General features: G+C 38.3%; 15 protein-coding genes and 1 pseudogene. 6 read left to right on the top strand and 10 right to left on the bottom strand.

Annotated elements, in window-relative coordinates:
• The first annotated feature begins 7 nt into the window (after positions 1-7).
• From ftsH to copP, 5 genes are read left to right on the top strand one after another with little or no spacing between them, the layout of a single operon-like run.
• The gene (gene ftsH / locus EAL44_RS04930; RefSeq protein ID WP_121075355.1) at positions 8-1,906 is read left to right on the top strand and encodes an ATP-dependent zinc metalloprotease FtsH; all 1,899 of its coding nucleotides are present in this window, start codon (positions 8-10) and stop codon (positions 1,904-1,906) included.
• Positions 1,907-1,908: 2 nt separating this feature from the next.
• Positions 1,909-2,163 (top strand): hypothetical protein, encoded by a 255-nt coding sequence (locus EAL44_RS07900; RefSeq protein ID WP_121075358.1) that lies wholly within the window; start codon positions 1,909-1,911, stop codon positions 2,161-2,163.
• On the top strand, positions 2,153-2,866 hold the full coding sequence (pssA, locus tag EAL44_RS04940) for a CDP-diacylglycerol--serine O-phosphatidyltransferase (protein ID WP_001122188.1): 714 nt from the start codon (positions 2,153-2,155) through the stop codon (positions 2,864-2,866). The genes EAL44_RS07900 and pssA overlap by 11 nt, the downstream gene beginning before the upstream one ends.
• Complete coding sequence (gene copA / locus EAL44_RS04945) at positions 2,863-5,088, top strand: copper-translocating P-type ATPase CopA (protein ID WP_121075361.1); 2,226 nt, start codon at positions 2,863-2,865, stop codon at positions 5,086-5,088. Before pssA ends, copA begins: the two co-directional genes overlap by 4 nt.
• Positions 5,089-5,289 carry a copper-binding metallochaperone CopP gene (gene copP / locus EAL44_RS04950; RefSeq protein ID WP_121075364.1) on the top strand — a complete coding sequence of 67 codons (201 nt, stop codon included), beginning with the start codon at positions 5,089-5,091 and terminating at the stop codon, positions 5,287-5,289. It begins immediately after the preceding gene.
• Between the two features lie 155 nt (positions 5,290-5,444).
• Here the strand turns inward: copP and EAL44_RS04955 are convergent, their stop codons facing one another.
• Both EAL44_RS04955 and csd4 read right to left on the bottom strand, forming a co-directional pair.
• Positions 5,445-5,726, bottom strand: coding sequence for a hypothetical protein (locus tag EAL44_RS04955; RefSeq protein WP_121075498.1), 282 nt, complete (start codon positions 5,724-5,726; stop codon positions 5,445-5,447).
• A 217-nt stretch (positions 5,727-5,943) separates the two neighbouring features.
• Entirely contained in the window at positions 5,944-7,260 is a 1,317-nt protein-coding gene (gene csd4 / locus EAL44_RS04960; RefSeq protein WP_121075367.1) for a DL-carboxypeptidase Csd4, read from the bottom strand.
• Positions 7,261-7,394: 134 nt separating this feature from the next.
• On the opposite strand from csd4, the gene EAL44_RS04965 reads away from it, so the two are divergent.
• Positions 7,395-7,910: a flagellar FLiS export co-chaperone gene (locus EAL44_RS04965; RefSeq protein ID WP_121075370.1), complete on the top strand. Its 516-nt coding sequence runs from the start codon at positions 7,395-7,397 to the stop codon at positions 7,908-7,910.
• A 3-nt stretch (positions 7,911-7,913) separates the two neighbouring features.
• Here EAL44_RS04965 and EAL44_RS04970 read toward each other — a convergent pair whose 3' ends face one another.
• The 8 genes and pseudogenes from EAL44_RS04970 to pyrB form a co-directional block, all read right to left on the bottom strand.
• The gene (locus EAL44_RS04970) at positions 7,914-8,909 is read right to left on the bottom strand and encodes a HoxN/HupN/NixA family nickel/cobalt transporter (RefSeq protein WP_121075373.1); all 996 of its coding nucleotides are present in this window, start codon (positions 8,907-8,909) and stop codon (positions 7,914-7,916) included.
• A 56-nt stretch (positions 8,910-8,965) separates the two neighbouring features.
• Complete coding sequence (locus EAL44_RS04975) at positions 8,966-9,628, bottom strand: DUF3226 domain-containing protein (protein WP_121075376.1); 663 nt, start codon at positions 9,626-9,628, stop codon at positions 8,966-8,968.
• Positions 9,629-9,656: 28 nt separating this feature from the next.
• Positions 9,657-10,768: pseudogene (locus EAL44_RS04980) on the bottom strand (ATP/GTP phosphatase).
• Between the two features lie 132 nt (positions 10,769-10,900).
• A complete protein-coding gene (locus tag EAL44_RS04985; protein WP_121075379.1) occupies positions 10,901-11,470 on the bottom strand; it encodes a restriction endonuclease in 570 nt (189 codons plus the stop codon).
• Between the two features lie 3 nt (positions 11,471-11,473).
• A complete protein-coding gene (locus tag EAL44_RS04990; RefSeq protein WP_121075382.1) occupies positions 11,474-12,097 on the bottom strand; it encodes a neuraminyllactose-binding hemagglutinin family protein in 624 nt (207 codons plus the stop codon).
• Positions 12,091-13,746 (bottom strand): ABC transporter ATP-binding protein, encoded by a 1,656-nt coding sequence (locus EAL44_RS04995; protein ID WP_121075384.1) that lies wholly within the window; start codon positions 13,744-13,746, stop codon positions 12,091-12,093. The genes EAL44_RS04990 and EAL44_RS04995 overlap by 7 nt, the downstream gene beginning before the upstream one ends.
• Positions 13,747-13,836: 90 nt before the next feature.
• Positions 13,837-15,276 (bottom strand): outer membrane beta-barrel protein HofB, encoded by a 1,440-nt coding sequence (hofB, locus tag EAL44_RS05000; protein WP_121075387.1) that lies wholly within the window; start codon positions 15,274-15,276, stop codon positions 13,837-13,839.
• 277 nt (positions 15,277-15,553) lie between these two features.
• A complete protein-coding gene (gene pyrB / locus EAL44_RS05005) occupies positions 15,554-16,477 on the bottom strand; it encodes an aspartate carbamoyltransferase (RefSeq protein WP_121075390.1) in 924 nt (307 codons plus the stop codon).
• Between the last annotated feature and the right edge of the window lie 31 nt (positions 16,478-16,508).

Consider the following 16,508-nt stretch of genomic DNA (forward strand, 5'->3'; position numbering starts at 1 on the left):
GATTATAATGAAACCAACGAACGAACCTAAAAAACCTTTTTTTCAAAGTCCCATTGTCCTTGCGGTTCTTGGAGGGATTTTACTCATTTTTTTTCTACGCTCTTTCAATTCTGATGGCAGTTTTTCGGACAATTTCTTAGCTTCTAGCACTAAAAATGTGAGCTACCATGAAATCAAACAGCTCATCAGCAATAACGAAGTGGAAAATGTGAGTATCGGTCAAACTTTGATCAAAGCCAGCCACAAAGAGGGCAACAATCGTGTGATTTATATCGCTAAACGAGTGCCTGATCTAACCTTAGTGCCTTTGTTAGACGAGAAAAAAATCAATTATTCTGGTTTTAGCGAGTCTAACTTTTTTACCGACATGTTAGGGTGGCTCATGCCCATTTTAGTGATTCTAGGGCTATGGATGTTTATGGCAAACCGCATGCAAAAAAATATGGGTGGGGGTATTTTTGGCATGGGGAGCGCGAAAAAACTCATTAACGCTGAAAAACCCAATGTGCGTTTTAATGACATGGCAGGCAATGAAGAAGCCAAAGAAGAGGTGGTAGAAATCGTAGATTTCTTAAAATACCCTGAACAATACGCCAATTTAGGGGCTAAAATCCCTAAAGGCGTGCTGTTAATAGGGCCTCCAGGAACCGGTAAAACCCTTTTGGCAAAGGCGGTGGCTGGCGAAGCGCATGTGCCGTTTTTCTCTATGGGAGGGAGCAGTTTCATTGAAATGTTTGTGGGCTTAGGGGCAAGCAGGGTTAGAGATCTGTTTGAAACCGCTAAAAAACAAGCCCCTAGCATCATTTTTATTGATGAAATTGATGCCATAGGCAAGAGCAGAGCGGCTGGAGGCATGATAAGTGGGAATGATGAAAGAGAGCAAACCTTAAACCAGCTCTTAGCCGAAATGGATGGTTTTGGGAGCGAAAACGCACCTGTCATTGTTTTAGCCGCAACGAACCGCCCTGAAATCTTGGATCCGGCTTTAATGCGTCCAGGGCGCTTTGACAGGCAGGTTTTAGTGGATAAGCCTGATTTTAATGGCAGGGTAGAAATCTTAAAAGTGCATATTAAAGGCGTGAAACTCGCTAATGATGTGAATTTGCAAGAAGTCGCCAAACTCACCGCAGGGCTTGCAGGGGCGGATTTGGCGAATATCATCAATGAAGCCGCGCTTTTAGCGGGACGAAACAACCAAAAAGAAGTCAAACAACAGCATTTAAAAGAAGCGGTTGAAAGAGGGATTGCAGGGCTAGAAAAGAAAAGCAGGCGTATCAGTCCTAAAGAAAAGAAAATCGTCGCCTACCACGAAAGCGGGCATGCCGTGATTTCTGAAATGACTAAAGGGAGTGCTAGGGTGAATAAAGTTTCTATCATTCCAAGGGGCATGGCGGCTTTGGGCTACACCCTTAACACGCCTGAAGAAAACAAATACTTGATGCAAAAGCATGAACTCATCGCTGAAATTGATGTGCTTTTAGGCGGGAGGGCGGCTGAAGAAGTCTTTTTGGAAGAAATTTCTACCGGTGCGAGCAACGATTTAGAAAGAGCGACTGATATTATTAAAGGCATGGTGAGTTACTACGGCATGAGCAGTGTCAGCGGGCTTATGGTGTTAGAAAAGCAACGGAACGCCTTTTTAGGAGGCGGTTATGGAAGCAGTAGGGAATTTAGCGAAAAAACCGCAGAAGAAATGGATCTTTTCATTAAAAACCTACTAGAAGAGCGCTATCAGCATGTCAAACAAACCTTAAGCGACTATAGAGAGGCGATTGAAATCATGGTCAAAGAATTGTTTGACAAAGAAGTCATTACAGGCGAAAGGGTGCGTGAAATCATCAGCGAATACGAAGCCGCCAACAATTTAGAAAGCCGTTTGATCCCTTTAGAAGAGCAAGCGAGTTAAAAGTGCGAGATTGCAAACAGATTTTTAATAAGGGTTTAAAGCCTTATGATAAACATTCTGTTTGTTTGAAATCTTTCCTTAGATTGTGTTTTCTCAAATTTGATACTTACAAACAGCGTTCTGGATTGTTTCTAACGCTCATTTTTTATGCATTTTTTAACGCTTGTAAGGTTTTAATTCCCATAATTGATTTTAGGATTATTCTCATTCTAAAATACCCCATCAAGCCCATTCAAAGAGTCTCTAATGCCTATTAACCCTCTCTATCTGTTCCCCAATCTTTTTACCGCTAGCAGTATTTTTTTAGGCATGATGAGTATTTTTTACGCTTCCAGTTACCAATTTGTCATGGCATGCTGGTTAGTGGTAGCGAGTCTTATTTTAGATGGGCTTGATGGGCGTGTCGCAAGGCTTACCAACACCACTAGCAAATTTGGTATTGAATTTGACTCTTTAGCTGATGTAATCGCTTTTGGAGTCGCCCCAAGCCTTATTACTTACTTTTATGTGGGGTATAATTTTGGGCGTATAGGCATGGCGGTGAGCGCGTTGTTTGTGATTTTTGGAGCGATACGATTAGCGCGATTCAATATCAGCACCAACACAAGCGATCCCTATTCTTTCATTGGTATCCCTATTCCTGCGGCGGCGGTATTGGTGGTGCTTTGTGTGTTATTGGATAACAAATACCATTTTTTAGAAGGCAATACCGAAAAGTTATTTTTAGGCTTTATTGTCTTATTGGGGGTGCTTATGGTGAGCAATATCCGCTACCCTAATTTTAAAAAAGTCAAATGGAATCTCAAGCTTTTCATCTTAGTGTTGATTTTTTTATCGTTAGTGTTTGTGCGCCCTTTAGAGGCTTTAAGCGTGTTTATGGGGTTGTATTTGATTTATGGCATCATTCGGTGGCTCTTTTTAATGGTAAAAATTATTTTTAATAAAAATAAAAGCGCATGAAAGAATCTTTTTACATAGAGGGAATGACTTGCACGGCATGTTCTAGTGGGATTGAACGCTCTTTAGGGCGTAAGAGTTTTGTGAAAAAAATAGAAGTGAACCTTTTGAATAAGAGCGCTAATATTGAATTTAACGAAAACGAAACCAATTTAGACGAAATTTTTAAACTCATTGAAAAACTGGGCTATAGCCCTAAAAAAACTCTAGCGGAAGAAAAAAAAGAATTTTTTAGCCCTAATGTTAAATTAGCGTTAGCGGTTATTTTCACGATTTTTGTGGTGTATCTTTCTATGGGGGCGATGCTTAGTCCTAGCCTTTTACCTGAAAGCTTGCTTACGATTAACAACCATAGTAATTTTTTAAACGCATGCTTACAGCTTATAGGTGCGCTCATTGTCATGCATTTAGGGAGGGATTTTTACATTCAAGGGTTTAAAGCCTTATGGCACAGACAACCCAACATGAGTAGCCTTATCGCCATAGGCACAAGCGCTGCTTTAATTTCAAGCCTGTGGCAATTGTATTTCGTTTATACAAGCCAGTGGTCTTATGGGCATTATTATTTTGAGAGCGTGTGCGTGATTTTAATGTTTGTGATGGTGGGCAAACGCATTGAAAATGTTTCTAAAGACAAAGCTTTAGACGCTATGCAAGCCTTGATGAAAAACTCCCCAAAAACCGCCCTTAAAATGCACAATAACCAACAGATTGAGGTTTTAGTGGATAGCATTGTGGTGGGGGATATTTTGAAAGTCCTTCCTGGAAGCGCGATTGCGGTAGATGGCGAAATCATAGAGGGCGAAGGGGAATTAGATGAGAGCATGTTAAGCGGCGAAGCGTTGCCGGTTTATAAAAAAGTCGGCGATAAAGTCTTTTCAGGGACGCTCAATAGCAACACGAGTTTTTTAATGAAAGCCACGCAAAATAACAAAAACAGCACCTTATCTCAAATTATAGAAATGATCCATAACGCTCAAAGCTCAAAGGCAGAGATTTCTCACTTAGCGGATAAGGTTTCAAGCGTGTTTGTGCCAAGCGTGATCGCTATCGCTATTTTAGCGTTTGTGGTGTGGCTCATCATCGCGCCTAAACCTGATTTTTGGTGGAATTTTGGGGTTGCTTTAGAAGTGTTTGTATCGGTTTTAGTGATTTCTTGCCCTTGCGCTTTGGGGTTGGCTACGCCTATGAGTATTTTAGTAGCGAACCAAAAAGCGAGTTCTTTAGGCTTATTCTTTAAAGACGCTAAAAGTTTAGAAAAAGCAAGGTTAGTTAATACGATCGTTTTTGATAAAACCGGCACGCTCACTAACGGCAAGCCTGTCGTTAAAAGCGTTCATTCTAACATAGAATTATTAGAGCTATTGAGTTTAGCGAGCAGCATTGAACATAATAGCGAGCATGTCATTGCTAAAGGGATTGTAGAATACGCCAAAGAGCATGACGCTCCCTTAAAAGAAATGAGTGAAGTTAAAGTGAAAACGGGTTTTGGCATCAGCGCTAAAACAGATTATCAAAGTGCTAAAGAGATTATCAAAGTAGGCAATAGCGAGTTTTTTAACCCTATTAACACGCTAGAAATTCAAGAAAACGGGATTTTAGTGTTTGTGGGTAGAGTAATCAATGAAAAAGAAGACGAGCTTTTAGGGGCGTTTGTTTTAGAAGATTTGCCCAAAAAAGGCGTGAAAGAGCATATCGCTCAAATCAAAAAATTAGGCATTAACACCTTTCTTTTAAGCGGGGACAATAGAGAGAATGTCCAAAAATGCGCACTTGAATTAGGGATTGATAGCTATATCAGTAACGCTAAGCCACAAGACAAGCTCAATAAGATCAAAGAGCTTAAGGAAAAAGGGCAGATCGTTATGATGGTGGGCGATGGCTTGAATGACGCTCCTAGCCTTGCTATGAGCGATGTGGCGGTGGTGATGGCTAAAGGGAGCGATGTGAGCGTGCAAGCAGCGGATATTGTGAGCTTTAATAACGATATTAAATCGGTTTATAGCGCGATTAAATTAAGCCAGGCGACCATTAAAAATATCAAAGAAAATTTGTTTTGGGCTTTTTGTTATAATAGCGTGTTTATCCCTTTAGCTTGTGGGGTTCTTTATAAGGCTAATCTCATGTTAAGCCCGGCGATTGCAGGTTTAGCGATGAGCTTAAGCTCTGTGAGTGTGGTTTTAAACTCCCAAAGGCTAAGGAATTTTAAAATTAAGGATCATTGAATGAAAGCAACTTTTCAAGTGCCAAGCATTACTTGTAACCATTGCGTGGATAAAATTGAAAAATTTGTGGGCGAAATTGAAGGCGTGAATTTTATTGATGTGAGCGTGGAAAAAAAGAGCGTGGTTGTAGAATTTGACGCTCCAGCGACACAGGATTTGATTAAAGAAGCCTTATTGGATGCGGGGCAAGAAGTAATATAATAAAGGTAGTGCGATATAGAAGTAGCGGGTTAAAAACCGCAACATTCAAAAGGGTTGTTGTCTTTTAATACTTGGGTTTGTTTGGGTGTTTTTACGCCTCTCAATGGTGATTTACCATAACAATAAGGGAAAGAAATTATCGCATTTTCCTTTTCTCATTTCCATTTTTGATACAAACGGATCTGCTTATTCAAGCCGCTGATTGCACCACCAATAAAAGAAAGAGAGCTGCGAGATAGATTACTTCTGCATTGCGAACGAATAAGTTCACAGATTTTAATAAACAATATGTATAGCTCGTCAGGTTTCATGTTGCCAACAAGGCATAAGCCCTGTATATATTTAATAGGGACAAGAATACGAGAGCAATCATCCTTTAAGTCATTGTCTAGTCGCTGTATTAAGCCATCTATACCCTCTTGAATTATCTCATGCATTCTTTCTAAAATACGATGTTCCCTTGCTGAAAAAGAATAAGATGAATGCATGATGCGAAGTCTATTGCTTGTTTTGCATAGTCTCTCTGTTAAGTCATGTAATGATAAATAAAGATTTCTAATGTCTGGCATCACTATCCTTTATTTGCGACTATCGTATTTTATTAGGCGTTGCCTTAAAACACTATCAGATCTTTTGGCAAGGTTTATCCCATCCCTACACAAATTTCACTAAAATCATCCCGCTAAACGCGTTGTTTTTATAAAATTCTATGCGATAGATCCTTTCTTGCTTGTCCAGTGAAAAGCGTTTTTGAAAATCTTTAAATCTAATCGTATAGCCCATTTCATTAGGCTTACTCTCATTAGAAACGCTAAAGCCAATCACATTCGCGCGGATATTATCCATGCCATGGATATAAAAACTCTCTTTCACTTCAACCACGCTCCCTATCTTAACCATTTGATCCTTATTGTCAATTTGCATTTTCACTTCTTCTAAAGAATGATCAAACTCTATGTAAAAGGGCGATAATCGTGTCATGAGCTTGTTGCCGTATTTTAAAAACACTTCTTGTTTATTTTTGACTAGCCCTACAATGTAAGCGTTGCTCTCTATGGGGATTTGTGGGATTTTAGTGTTATTAGGTAAAGGGAAATGATTGAGTTTAGGGCGTAAATTAAAAAGGGGCATTTTAGGCAGAGAGCTGATTTTTGCCCATAAATTTTTATCGTTGATTAGGGCATGCACGCTATTAGGGTTAAGCTCAAAATCGCGCTTAAAAGGGATATTGAGTTGATTGAGTAAGCCCTCAATGGCTTGCAAATGGTAAAACACCCTTGATGCCAAAGGGAGTTCTTTGCTGGCTTCATTGGCAAAAGCGCTCTTTTTTTGGTTGATTGCATAAAAAGTTAGGGCTTTTTGCATTTCTGTATCGCCTTGCGCGGTGTGCGTGTTTTTTAAATGGTATTTTTCAATGGGGCGCAACAAATGGGCGTTGATGCTCTCAATCGTATTGTTGGCGAAAGCAAGCAGGTTAGGGAATTTCGCCCCTTTAACTTCATCTTGATCAATAATAAAGCAATTCCCCCAGCGCTTAGGATTGAGCATCGCATCAATATAAATAGGGCGATAATACCCGCTACCATCATGCAAGTGCAAGACAGCGTCTATATTGGGTTTTGCAATCAAGGATTTGATTTCTTGGATAGTGGGGTATTCGGGGTCTTTTTTGTCTAAAGCGGCAAATTTGCGGTTCATATCCCCATACAAGCCCCTATGATTTCTTAACATGGAAGGCTTATTCAATACGGGAACCACTTCAACCAAGCCTTTTAAAACGCTATAGTGCATTAAAAACAAATTAGTTGCATTAAACCCTCCAGGTTCATCGCCTTGAATCCCTGCTAAAAGCAACAAATGGGGGGCTTTGTCCCTATTCTCTACATTTGTAGGGGCTTTTTCTATCGTTTCTATCGCATGCAAAAACACCCAAGAACACAAGCCCCACACCAAAAGCCATATTTTTTTCATCCAATCTCTCTACTCTTTGAAACTAAAAGATCGTTAATTATACCTAAAAACCTTTTTAAGGGTGTTTTTGAAGTTTGCATAAAAAAGGAACGAAAAATGCTTGTGAATGATCAATTCTATTTAAAAGGTTTTTTATGGATATTTTAAAAACTCTTCAAAAGCATTTGGGCGGTGTTGAAACAAGCGATTTTAAAACCAATGTGATGAATAAATCCCAACAAATCGCCCAATTCAGTAGGGACATGAAAAATATAAACGAGAGCGTTGGAGCATTGCAAGTCTTGCAAATCGCTTGCAAAAAACTCTTCAATAAGAGCATGGGTTTAGAAGATAAAGACGCTTTACAAGCTTCTATCATCAAACAAGAATTGCGAGAAATCGTAGAAAATTGCCAGTTTTTAGCCTCTCCTTTGTTTGACACTCAGCTCAACATTGCCATTAACGATGAAGTTTTTTCCATGATTGTGGCTAATCCGTTGAATTTATTGGAAAATGTTGGTGGGTTTCAAGCTTATTTGGAAGAAAAATTAAATGAAATTAAGGGATTATTAGGTTATTTGAGCGAAAGCCTTTCAAACCCTAAAGCCTTTATGCCAGGTTTTTCAAATAAAAGCCTTAAAGATTTGTTGAGCGATAACTTGAGAGCTTAAAATCTAGCCCTCTAATTTAGAAAATTTGATTTTCCATAAAAAGAACGAGCCTAAAAACGCTATTACGAATAAGCCCACCAAGTAATAGCCCAAGTCTGCAAATTCCAGGCTTTGTAGGGTGCTTAAAAGGCGGTTTTCAAATTTTAAATGGAGTTTCTCGCTAACGACTTGAAAAAGCTCAATCAACCCGATAAAAAGCGCGATAAACACGCTTAAAGCGGTGATGGAGATGTTGTAGTAGATTTTCCTTAAAGGGGTTTTGAACGCCCAATCATACGCCTTGAGCATGAACGCCCCATCTAATGTGTCAAACAAGCTCATGCCAGCGGCAAAAAGAATGGGTAAAGAAAGCATGCCCACCACACTCACTTTAATCGCACTGCTAGAAAGGGCCAAAAGCGCGATTTCACTAGCGGTATCAAAGCCTAGCCCAAAAAGAAAACCCACAGGATAAATATGCCACGACTTGGAAACAAAATTAAATAAGGGCTTAAAAAAGCGGTTGAGTAAGCCCCTACTCGTTAAAAGCCGTTCGATCTCTTCATTTTGTTGTTGGCTCAAGCTTTCGTTAGAGTGCGATTTTTTGAATATTTTTAATAAATCTATTAAAATAATCGCATTCAATAACCCTATAATGAGCAAAAAAAGTCCAGAAACCAAAATCCCCACTACCCCCCCTACTTCTTCTAGCATCGGCGTATGCTCTTTAGCCCAAGCGATCGCAAACGCACTGATGATGGTCATTAAAATCACCACGCTTGAATGCCCCATAGAAAAGTAAAACCCTACGCCATAGGCGTTTTTGCCTTGTTGGGTGAGCTTTCTAATAGTGTTGTCTATGCAAGCGATGTGATCCGCATCAAACGCATGCTTTGCCCCTAGCATGTAAGCCATAGACGCCGCCGCATAAAACGAAGCGTTATTAGCCATAAAGAGCAACGCCAAACCCAATGCATGCAAGAACACAATCGCTAAAAAATAAGGAAACCACAATTTCACAGCACGCCTTTTTATAAAATAATATTTTTTAGATAATTGTAATATATTTTGTTAAATTAGAAGATCTTAAGATTTGTTTTTTGATTATTTTCTGCGAATTGCCCTAGAAAATCTTTAAGGGGAATGAGAGAATTTGAGTTAAAATCAATCGCTTCTTTTAGTTTTTCATATTCTTCTTGGTGTTCTTCCTTTATTTTACCTTTATCATCAATAATAATGTATTTCTCATTCTTGTTACTTGTATCCCACTTGTATTGGAAAAATTTCTGTAGTTCAAACACTTCTAAATAGGCATACAGCATATTTTTTCTTATGTTTTTAATCGGTCTATAATGTTCTTTACTTTTAATGCATTCTAAGTATCCTTCAAAGCATTTAAGAAATTCATCGTGTTTAGCAATTTCTAATAATAGGGTTTCTAAATCGCCATCATCTTGATTGTTAGGGAATAAAAAGATTTGTTCTTTTGTAATCTTTTGTTGTGTTTTTGATAAAATCTCTTTTTTATTACTCTCATAGTTTTTATCCGCATCAAAAATGATAAGTGTTTTATCATATTTTTCAATTTCAATCAATCGTTTAGATAGGTTATCTTTTCCTTTTATATTTTGCACCTTAAAATTTTTGATTGGAAGATCTTCTAGAAAATACAGATAAACTTCTAAAAACACCTTATCGCTTGGACCTTCTACAAAAATCAGTATTTCTTTATCTGTCATTGAATGATCCTAATCTTAGTATGATGCTTTAGCCAAAAAGATTCTCTTCATTTTCAAAATAATATTCTAAATTTTCTCCATAATAAGTTCTTGGAATAACATATTGATCGTCTTGTTTAAGACAAAACAACTTAGTTTGATGCGCAAAATCCTTTTCTCTGATAACTTGATCTAAAATTTCTATAAATTCTTGGTTGTGGGTAGTCATAAACACTTGCAAATTACCATCTTTGTTGTCGTTGATAAAATCAATAACACACCTTAATAATAATTTCATGCGAGAAAAGTGTAAGCCATTCTCCACTTCATCAATATAAATCGTTTTTGCATTATCAGCCATAAAAGCGCTTACAATATGCAAATATGTAATCAAACCATCACCAAATACAGATAGTGGGACTTTTTCTTTGATATTTTTCACTTTTAATTTGAGTTGGTTGTTGGTATTAAAGCTAATAGATTGGATATTGTTATCAAATTGATTAAGATGTTTATTTAATTCTTCTTCTAATTGGTTGTTACTGCAAATTTTACTCACCGCTTGAATCATATGAGCTTGCCTGTAAACAACATCGCTAGGTATTATGGTAGTGCTTTTAAAGGGTGAAAGTTTTTGCAATTGACTGGGTTCAAAATTCTTAAATTGCCTATTGTAGCCTGACTGATTAGGAATTGGTGGGAAATTATAAGCTTTAGCAATATTTAAATGATCGTTATAGATTTCTTCATTATTTTTTTAAGAGTGAAATTGAGCTGAGAGGACATTTGAGTTTGTTCTGCTGTGGGTATTATTTGCGACTCTATTACCTTTTGGTTTTCACTGGCTATGAATTTTATTTGCAAATCCAAGGTCTGATTGCTATCTAAAGTTGTAACAATTTGTATTTCTTCCTTAGTGTCTAAACCATAAAACATTAAGCTTTTTGATTCTGATGTTAAAGGCTCTTTGCGTATATTGTCATAAATTTCTGTTAGATTAGCGCATGGGTGCATGGATTTACCTACCAAATAATACAACGCTTCTAACAAATTGGATTTGCCCGCATTGTTCCCACCAGTAATAATGTTGAGTTTGGTAAAACCATCAATTTGAATGTCCTTAAAATTCTTAAAATTTTTAATGCGAACAGACTGAATCATTGAACCCCTTTATCCAAACAAAAATTGATGCTAAATTTTCACATTATAACGCATGCGATTACGAAAAAATTTAATAGGAAATAAATAAGAAATCATAAAAATAAAAGCATTGTATAAATTATCTTGCTTGGATTAGTTTTTCCCACCCAAAAATTTGATCCATTCGTCTCTGTCAATCAAAAGCACTCCGTTAGCTTGAGCCAGTTTTTGAGCCGCTTGCGTGAAGTAGCTGTTGGTGATCACGCAAGCTTTTTCGCAAGCGTAGTAAGCTTTAGAAGAGACCACCTCTTGAATGGCTTTGGGCGAAACTTTATGCGAGTAGCGTTTGGCTTGAACCGCCCATTTGACGCCGTCTTTTTCTATGATCAAATCCGCTCCATAATCGCCGCTTTTTTGAGTGATTGTAACTTCAAAACCCTTTGAAGTGAAAAAGATTTTGGAATATTCTTCAAATTCAAAGCCGTTCATGGCGTCTATTTTTTGCAAAATGCGTTTGAGTTGGCGCTCCTTATACGAAGAAATAACGCCTTGAAAAAGCACTAACATGGAAAAAACGCCAAGAAGCGCGAACAATTTTAAAAGCAAATCATTAGCTGAGGTTACTAATTTCAATTCTAGGGCTTTTTCCAACAAAACATGCCAAGCTAAATAAATCCCTACCGAAAACAAAATGACAAAAATAAAAAATAAAATCTTTTTCATGCCTTAAAGCCACTCGGCATTTTCTATAGCGTTCAAACGCTTTTCTAAACCCTCCATAAGAGAGTAATAAGCTTTGTTAAGGGCTTTGATTAAAGCGTTATGATAGGTTTTGTCTTCTTGGGAAAAAAGAGAGGGGTTATCGCCCAAACGATTAGCGTAATAAACAGGCACGCTGAAAGCGGTGGGGATTAAAAGGGTGTCAAACGGGCAAGTGGTTTGCGGGACGCATTCTAAAATCAAGCTCGCTTGAAGGTTTAAAAAACGCATGACGGATTTTGGGTCAGCGTTAGGCTCAATCGTCTTTTTAAGCCTTTCTTTAATGGCTTTTAAATCTTTAGGACTCTCTTCAAAAGAAAAAAAAACATTGCCTGAAACATTGAAAGTGAAAGCGCTTTTATCTTTTAAAAAATAAGCGATTTGTTGGGTGAGGGCTTTTTTAAATTCTTTTTGGTAAAAGGGCGGCACAAAATGAGCGTTAAAAAAAATTTTAGGGGGGGTTAAAGTGGAAGCGGTTTTTAAAGGGCTGTTTTTGGGGTAATCTTTATATTTTAAGTGGAGCGTCGTTTTATTGAAAAACTGACACCCCAGTAAAATAAAAGCAACACCAACGCTTAAAACCCTTAGCATTCTATCAAACGCCCATGCTCTAATTTCACATGCTTAGTGGCTAATTTAAGCGTGCTTGGGTTGTGCGAAATAAGAATGATCAAGCGGTTTTGTTTCAATTCTAAAATGCTTTGTTTAATACTCTCTTCTGTGTGATTATCCAAAGCGGAAGTGGCTTCATCAAAGATTAAAACTTGAGCGTCTTTATACAAAGCTCTTGCAATGGCGATTCTTTGGCGCTGCCCGCCGCTAAGATTAGCGCCAAATTCATCTAAAACGCTCTCTATCCCATGAGGCATTTTTTCCACAAAATCTAAGGCTTGAGCTTTTTTTAGGCATTCTTTGATTTTTACCTCATCAATTTCTAAACCATACGCCACATTTTCAGCCACGCTCCCGTTAAAGATAAACACCCTTTGAGTGACAACGCTAATCTTTTCCCTCAAGGATTTTTGAGTGATGCTCTCTATTTTTTGATCATTGATGAAAATTTCGCCCTTGCTTGGCTCATAAAGGCGTAAGATCAGATTCACTAATGAGCTTTTACCGCTCCCGCTTTCGCCTTTTAAAGCGATGATTTCATTTTGTTGGAATTTCAAACTAATATCGCTTAAAACATAACGCTCTTGATTGTCTAGTGCATAAGCGAGCCACACCTTTTTAAATTCTATGGTGTGTATAGCGTCATCCAGCGTTAAGACTCCATCAATAATAGCCGGCTCTCTTTCTAAAATTTCATGGATCCTGTCGCTAGCGACTAAGGCTTCTTGAAAATTAGAAACAATCCTAGTCAATCGTTTGATCGGCGTATAAAGCATAAAAAGGGCTGTGATGAAAGAAAAAAACGCCCCCACGCTAATATGACCCCTAATCACTTCATTCCCTCCTAAATAAATCACTAACGCTATCGCAATCGATCCCAAAAACTCCATTAAAGGCGAAGAAATTTCAGCCACGGCGATGTTTTTGATACCGATTTTAAAAAACGCTTCATTTTCTTTCACAAAAGCCTTATGCTCTAACTTTTCGCCATTAGAGATTTTAATCACTTCCACATTGTTAAAAACTTCGCTCAAACGAGCGGTGATTTTGGCGTTACTCTCTTGATAGGATTTAGCGAGTTTTTTAACCTTACGAATGATTTTGCTGATAGGAATAGCAGCTAGTGGCATGATCACTAGCCCCACTAGCGCTAATTTAGGGCTTTGATAGATCACCACCCCCACTAACCCAACAATGGTTAGCCCCTCTCTTAGGCTCTCTGAAAGGTAATTGGACAAACTCGCTCTAATCAATCCTATATCATTGGTGATCCTTGCGATCAATTCGCCCTTTTTAGTCCTGTTAAAAAAATCCATTTCCATTTTGAGAAGGCTTTCTAACATGGTGTTGCGTATTTTTTTGACAATATCAAGCCCGATAAAGTTAGTGAAATAAGTGCCTAAATACATGCCTCCACTCTTACCCAAATACGCCAAAATCACTAAAAAAGGCAAGATTTTGAGCATGTGAGTGTCTTTATTGATAAAAATTTCATCTAAAGTGGGCTTGACTAAATAAGTCCCCCAAGCCGTGCTTAAAGCCACCACCAAAGAAGAAAATAAAACCACTATAAAACTTTTATAATGCTCTTTAAGGTATTTAGAATAACGCTTGAAAAAGAGTTTCAAATGCTTAACCTTTGGATTTGATTAAACTTGTATTATAGTGTTTTTACCAGGGGATTTTTAACGCTTTAATAAACAGCTTAAAGCGATTGATTAGAATTTAGCGCTAAGAGTTGTCATCAAATGGCTCCTGTCTGAATAAAGCGCTTTAGAGCCGGGCGTGGGTCTGTAACTCCCTACCGTAAAGCCTGAATGCGTCATCACGCCCAAATATTCTAATTTCACGCTCGCTGTCAAACTCTTACTGATTTTATAGCCCACATTAACAGCCGCGCTCGCTTCATTGGCTAAAGTGCCGCTAGTCCAACGCCATAAAGTCCCCCACAGCCATTTTTTATGCACGCCCCCACCAAAAACCCAACCAGAGACGGCATCAGCGGTTACCACATGGCTTAAGGCTTGCCCTATATCATAAACGCTATTGGTCCAAAAATCAATGCCTAAAGGGTTTCCTGTCGTGCCTATGTAAGCGTTTGCGTTTTTCCACACTTTATAAAACGCTCCCCCAAAATTAAATTCATTGTAATCAAATCGTTGCCTAATAAGTAAGCTTTGCCCGGCAGTACCCGCTTTCACAGCGTAACGATAAGTATCCCTTTTTAAGGGGGCATGGACAGGGAGCAAAATATAAGCTTTTGTTTCAGATCTAAAGCCCACGCCATCAAAATTAGGGTTGCTATCATAGCCTACAACCACCCCAGGGCTATAATAGGTCCCGGGCGAAAATTGGAAAAAAGGGCTGACGCTAATTCCTTTTCTTTCATAAGTGTAATTCACTAAATGGATACCATAATTTAGAGTGCGCCCGTTTTTAATCACGGTTCTTGGAGAATAAAAATCATAAATCCACTCCCCATAAGCGAACGCCCTACCCCATGAGCTAAACCACCATAATTTATGGCTTGCTTCATTTTTATCCTTAACTTTAGTGCTGATTTCAAAGCCTTGCGTGTAACCGCTCATATAAGGAGCATTGGATTGATAACGCCCTCCTTTAGCTAAAAAAATATCCTTATAGCGGTATTCTAAAAAAGCGTTATTCATCAAGTAATTACGGCGGATTTTATTAGCCCTAGCGTTCCCGCACGCTATAGAATCAATCACCTTGCCATCAGAACCAAGCGCGCACTCATGGATACTCGTGCCATCAAGCAAGGCCCTTTTACCCCCTAAATAGCCATCCCAATAACCGATGTAGTTATAAATAACCGATCCGCCCTGATTGAATTTGGTGTCATCATAAGCGATCCCTCCTAGCGTGCCGCCAACTTTTCCCTCTAAAACATGCCCTTGATCTTTAAGGCCTTTGGATAAAAAATCCGCATAAATATTGCCCTGACCTACAGCGGTTACAAAAGTCTCTGTAGGATAAATCCCCCTAGCTATGTCAATCTTTTTTTTATTAAAGCCAACTTTAGAAAAGGACTCCGCTAAAACTTCAATTTTATAATCAAACGCTTGCAAAGAAGCGCTCAAACTTAAAACATATAACCCACGAAAAACTTGATTCTTTAAAAGCGCGCTATTTTTCATTTTTTTCCTTTTAATAGCCAATACATCTTAAAGACTACAATTCTTAACTGATCTAAAAACAAAGAAGCATAATCAAGCTATTTATTTACTTTTAATTAACTCAACTATTTTAGATTATAACGAAATTTTTTTAGTTTCATCATAAAATGAGATAAAGTAAATCAAAACTTAATCAAAGTGGGGTTTTTGTGCCGTTTTACAACCAAACCCATTTTTAACACAAAAGTTCTCATATTGATTGTAAAAAATGCCAAAAAGCATTTTTTAAGTTTGACAATCAATCTAGTAGCAAAAACTCCAACACCGCCATGCGCATTGCCACGCCATTTTTGACTTGCTCTAAAACTTTAGATCGCTTGTCTTCTAACACCGCGCTTTCTATATCAATATCCCTATGCACCGGGCCTGGGTGTAAAATAATGATCTCTTTATTTTTAGCATGAGCCTCTAGGCGTTTTTGGGTGATGCAATAAGCGTTGCCGTAATCTTTCAAGCTCGCAAAAATGGGCGCGTTGTGCCGTTCGGTTTGGGTCCTCAAACTCATTAAGATGTCAGCAAATTCTATCGCTTCTTCAATGTTATGCGTCGTTCTTAAAGGAGTGATAGGGAGCATGGAGCTTGGCGCGCACAGCATGATCTCAAGCCCTAGTCTTTGGAGTAATTTAATGTTGCTATTAGCCACTCTGGAATTTTTCACATCGCCTATGAAGGCGATTTTTTTCCCTTTCAAATTTTCTAAACCGCCAAAATGCTGATAAAGGGTGAGCAAGTCTAATAACGCTTGGGTAGGATGAGCGCTCACGCCGCTTCCTGCGTTAATCAAAGGGCATTGTGAAAATTCGGCTAATTTAAAAGGCGCGCTTGAAAAAGCATGCCGTGTGATGATAGCGTCAGGCTGCATGGCATGGATATTTTTAAAAGTGTCTATCAGAGTTTCACCCTTTGAAGTGGAGCTTGTTTGCATGTTTAATTTCACTATTTTTGCCCCCAACCTTAGGCTTGCGATTTCAAAACTAGACACCGTTCTGGTGGAATTTTCAAAAAACAACGCCACGATGATTTTATCTTGCATTTTTTCTTTTGTCTCTAAAGACACGGCGTTAAAATCGTTCGCATAAACGCTCGCTTTGTTCAATAAAAGCTTGATTTCATCCAAGCTTAAATCGCTGGTTTGGAGCAAGTGTCGGCATTTTTTTGGCATAAAACCCCCTTTTAGTTATAATATCGGTTTT

It is taken from the genome of Helicobacter pylori (genome assembly GCF_003637685.1).
Classification (GTDB): domain Bacteria; phylum Campylobacterota; class Campylobacteria; order Campylobacterales; family Helicobacteraceae; genus Helicobacter; species Helicobacter pylori_CJ.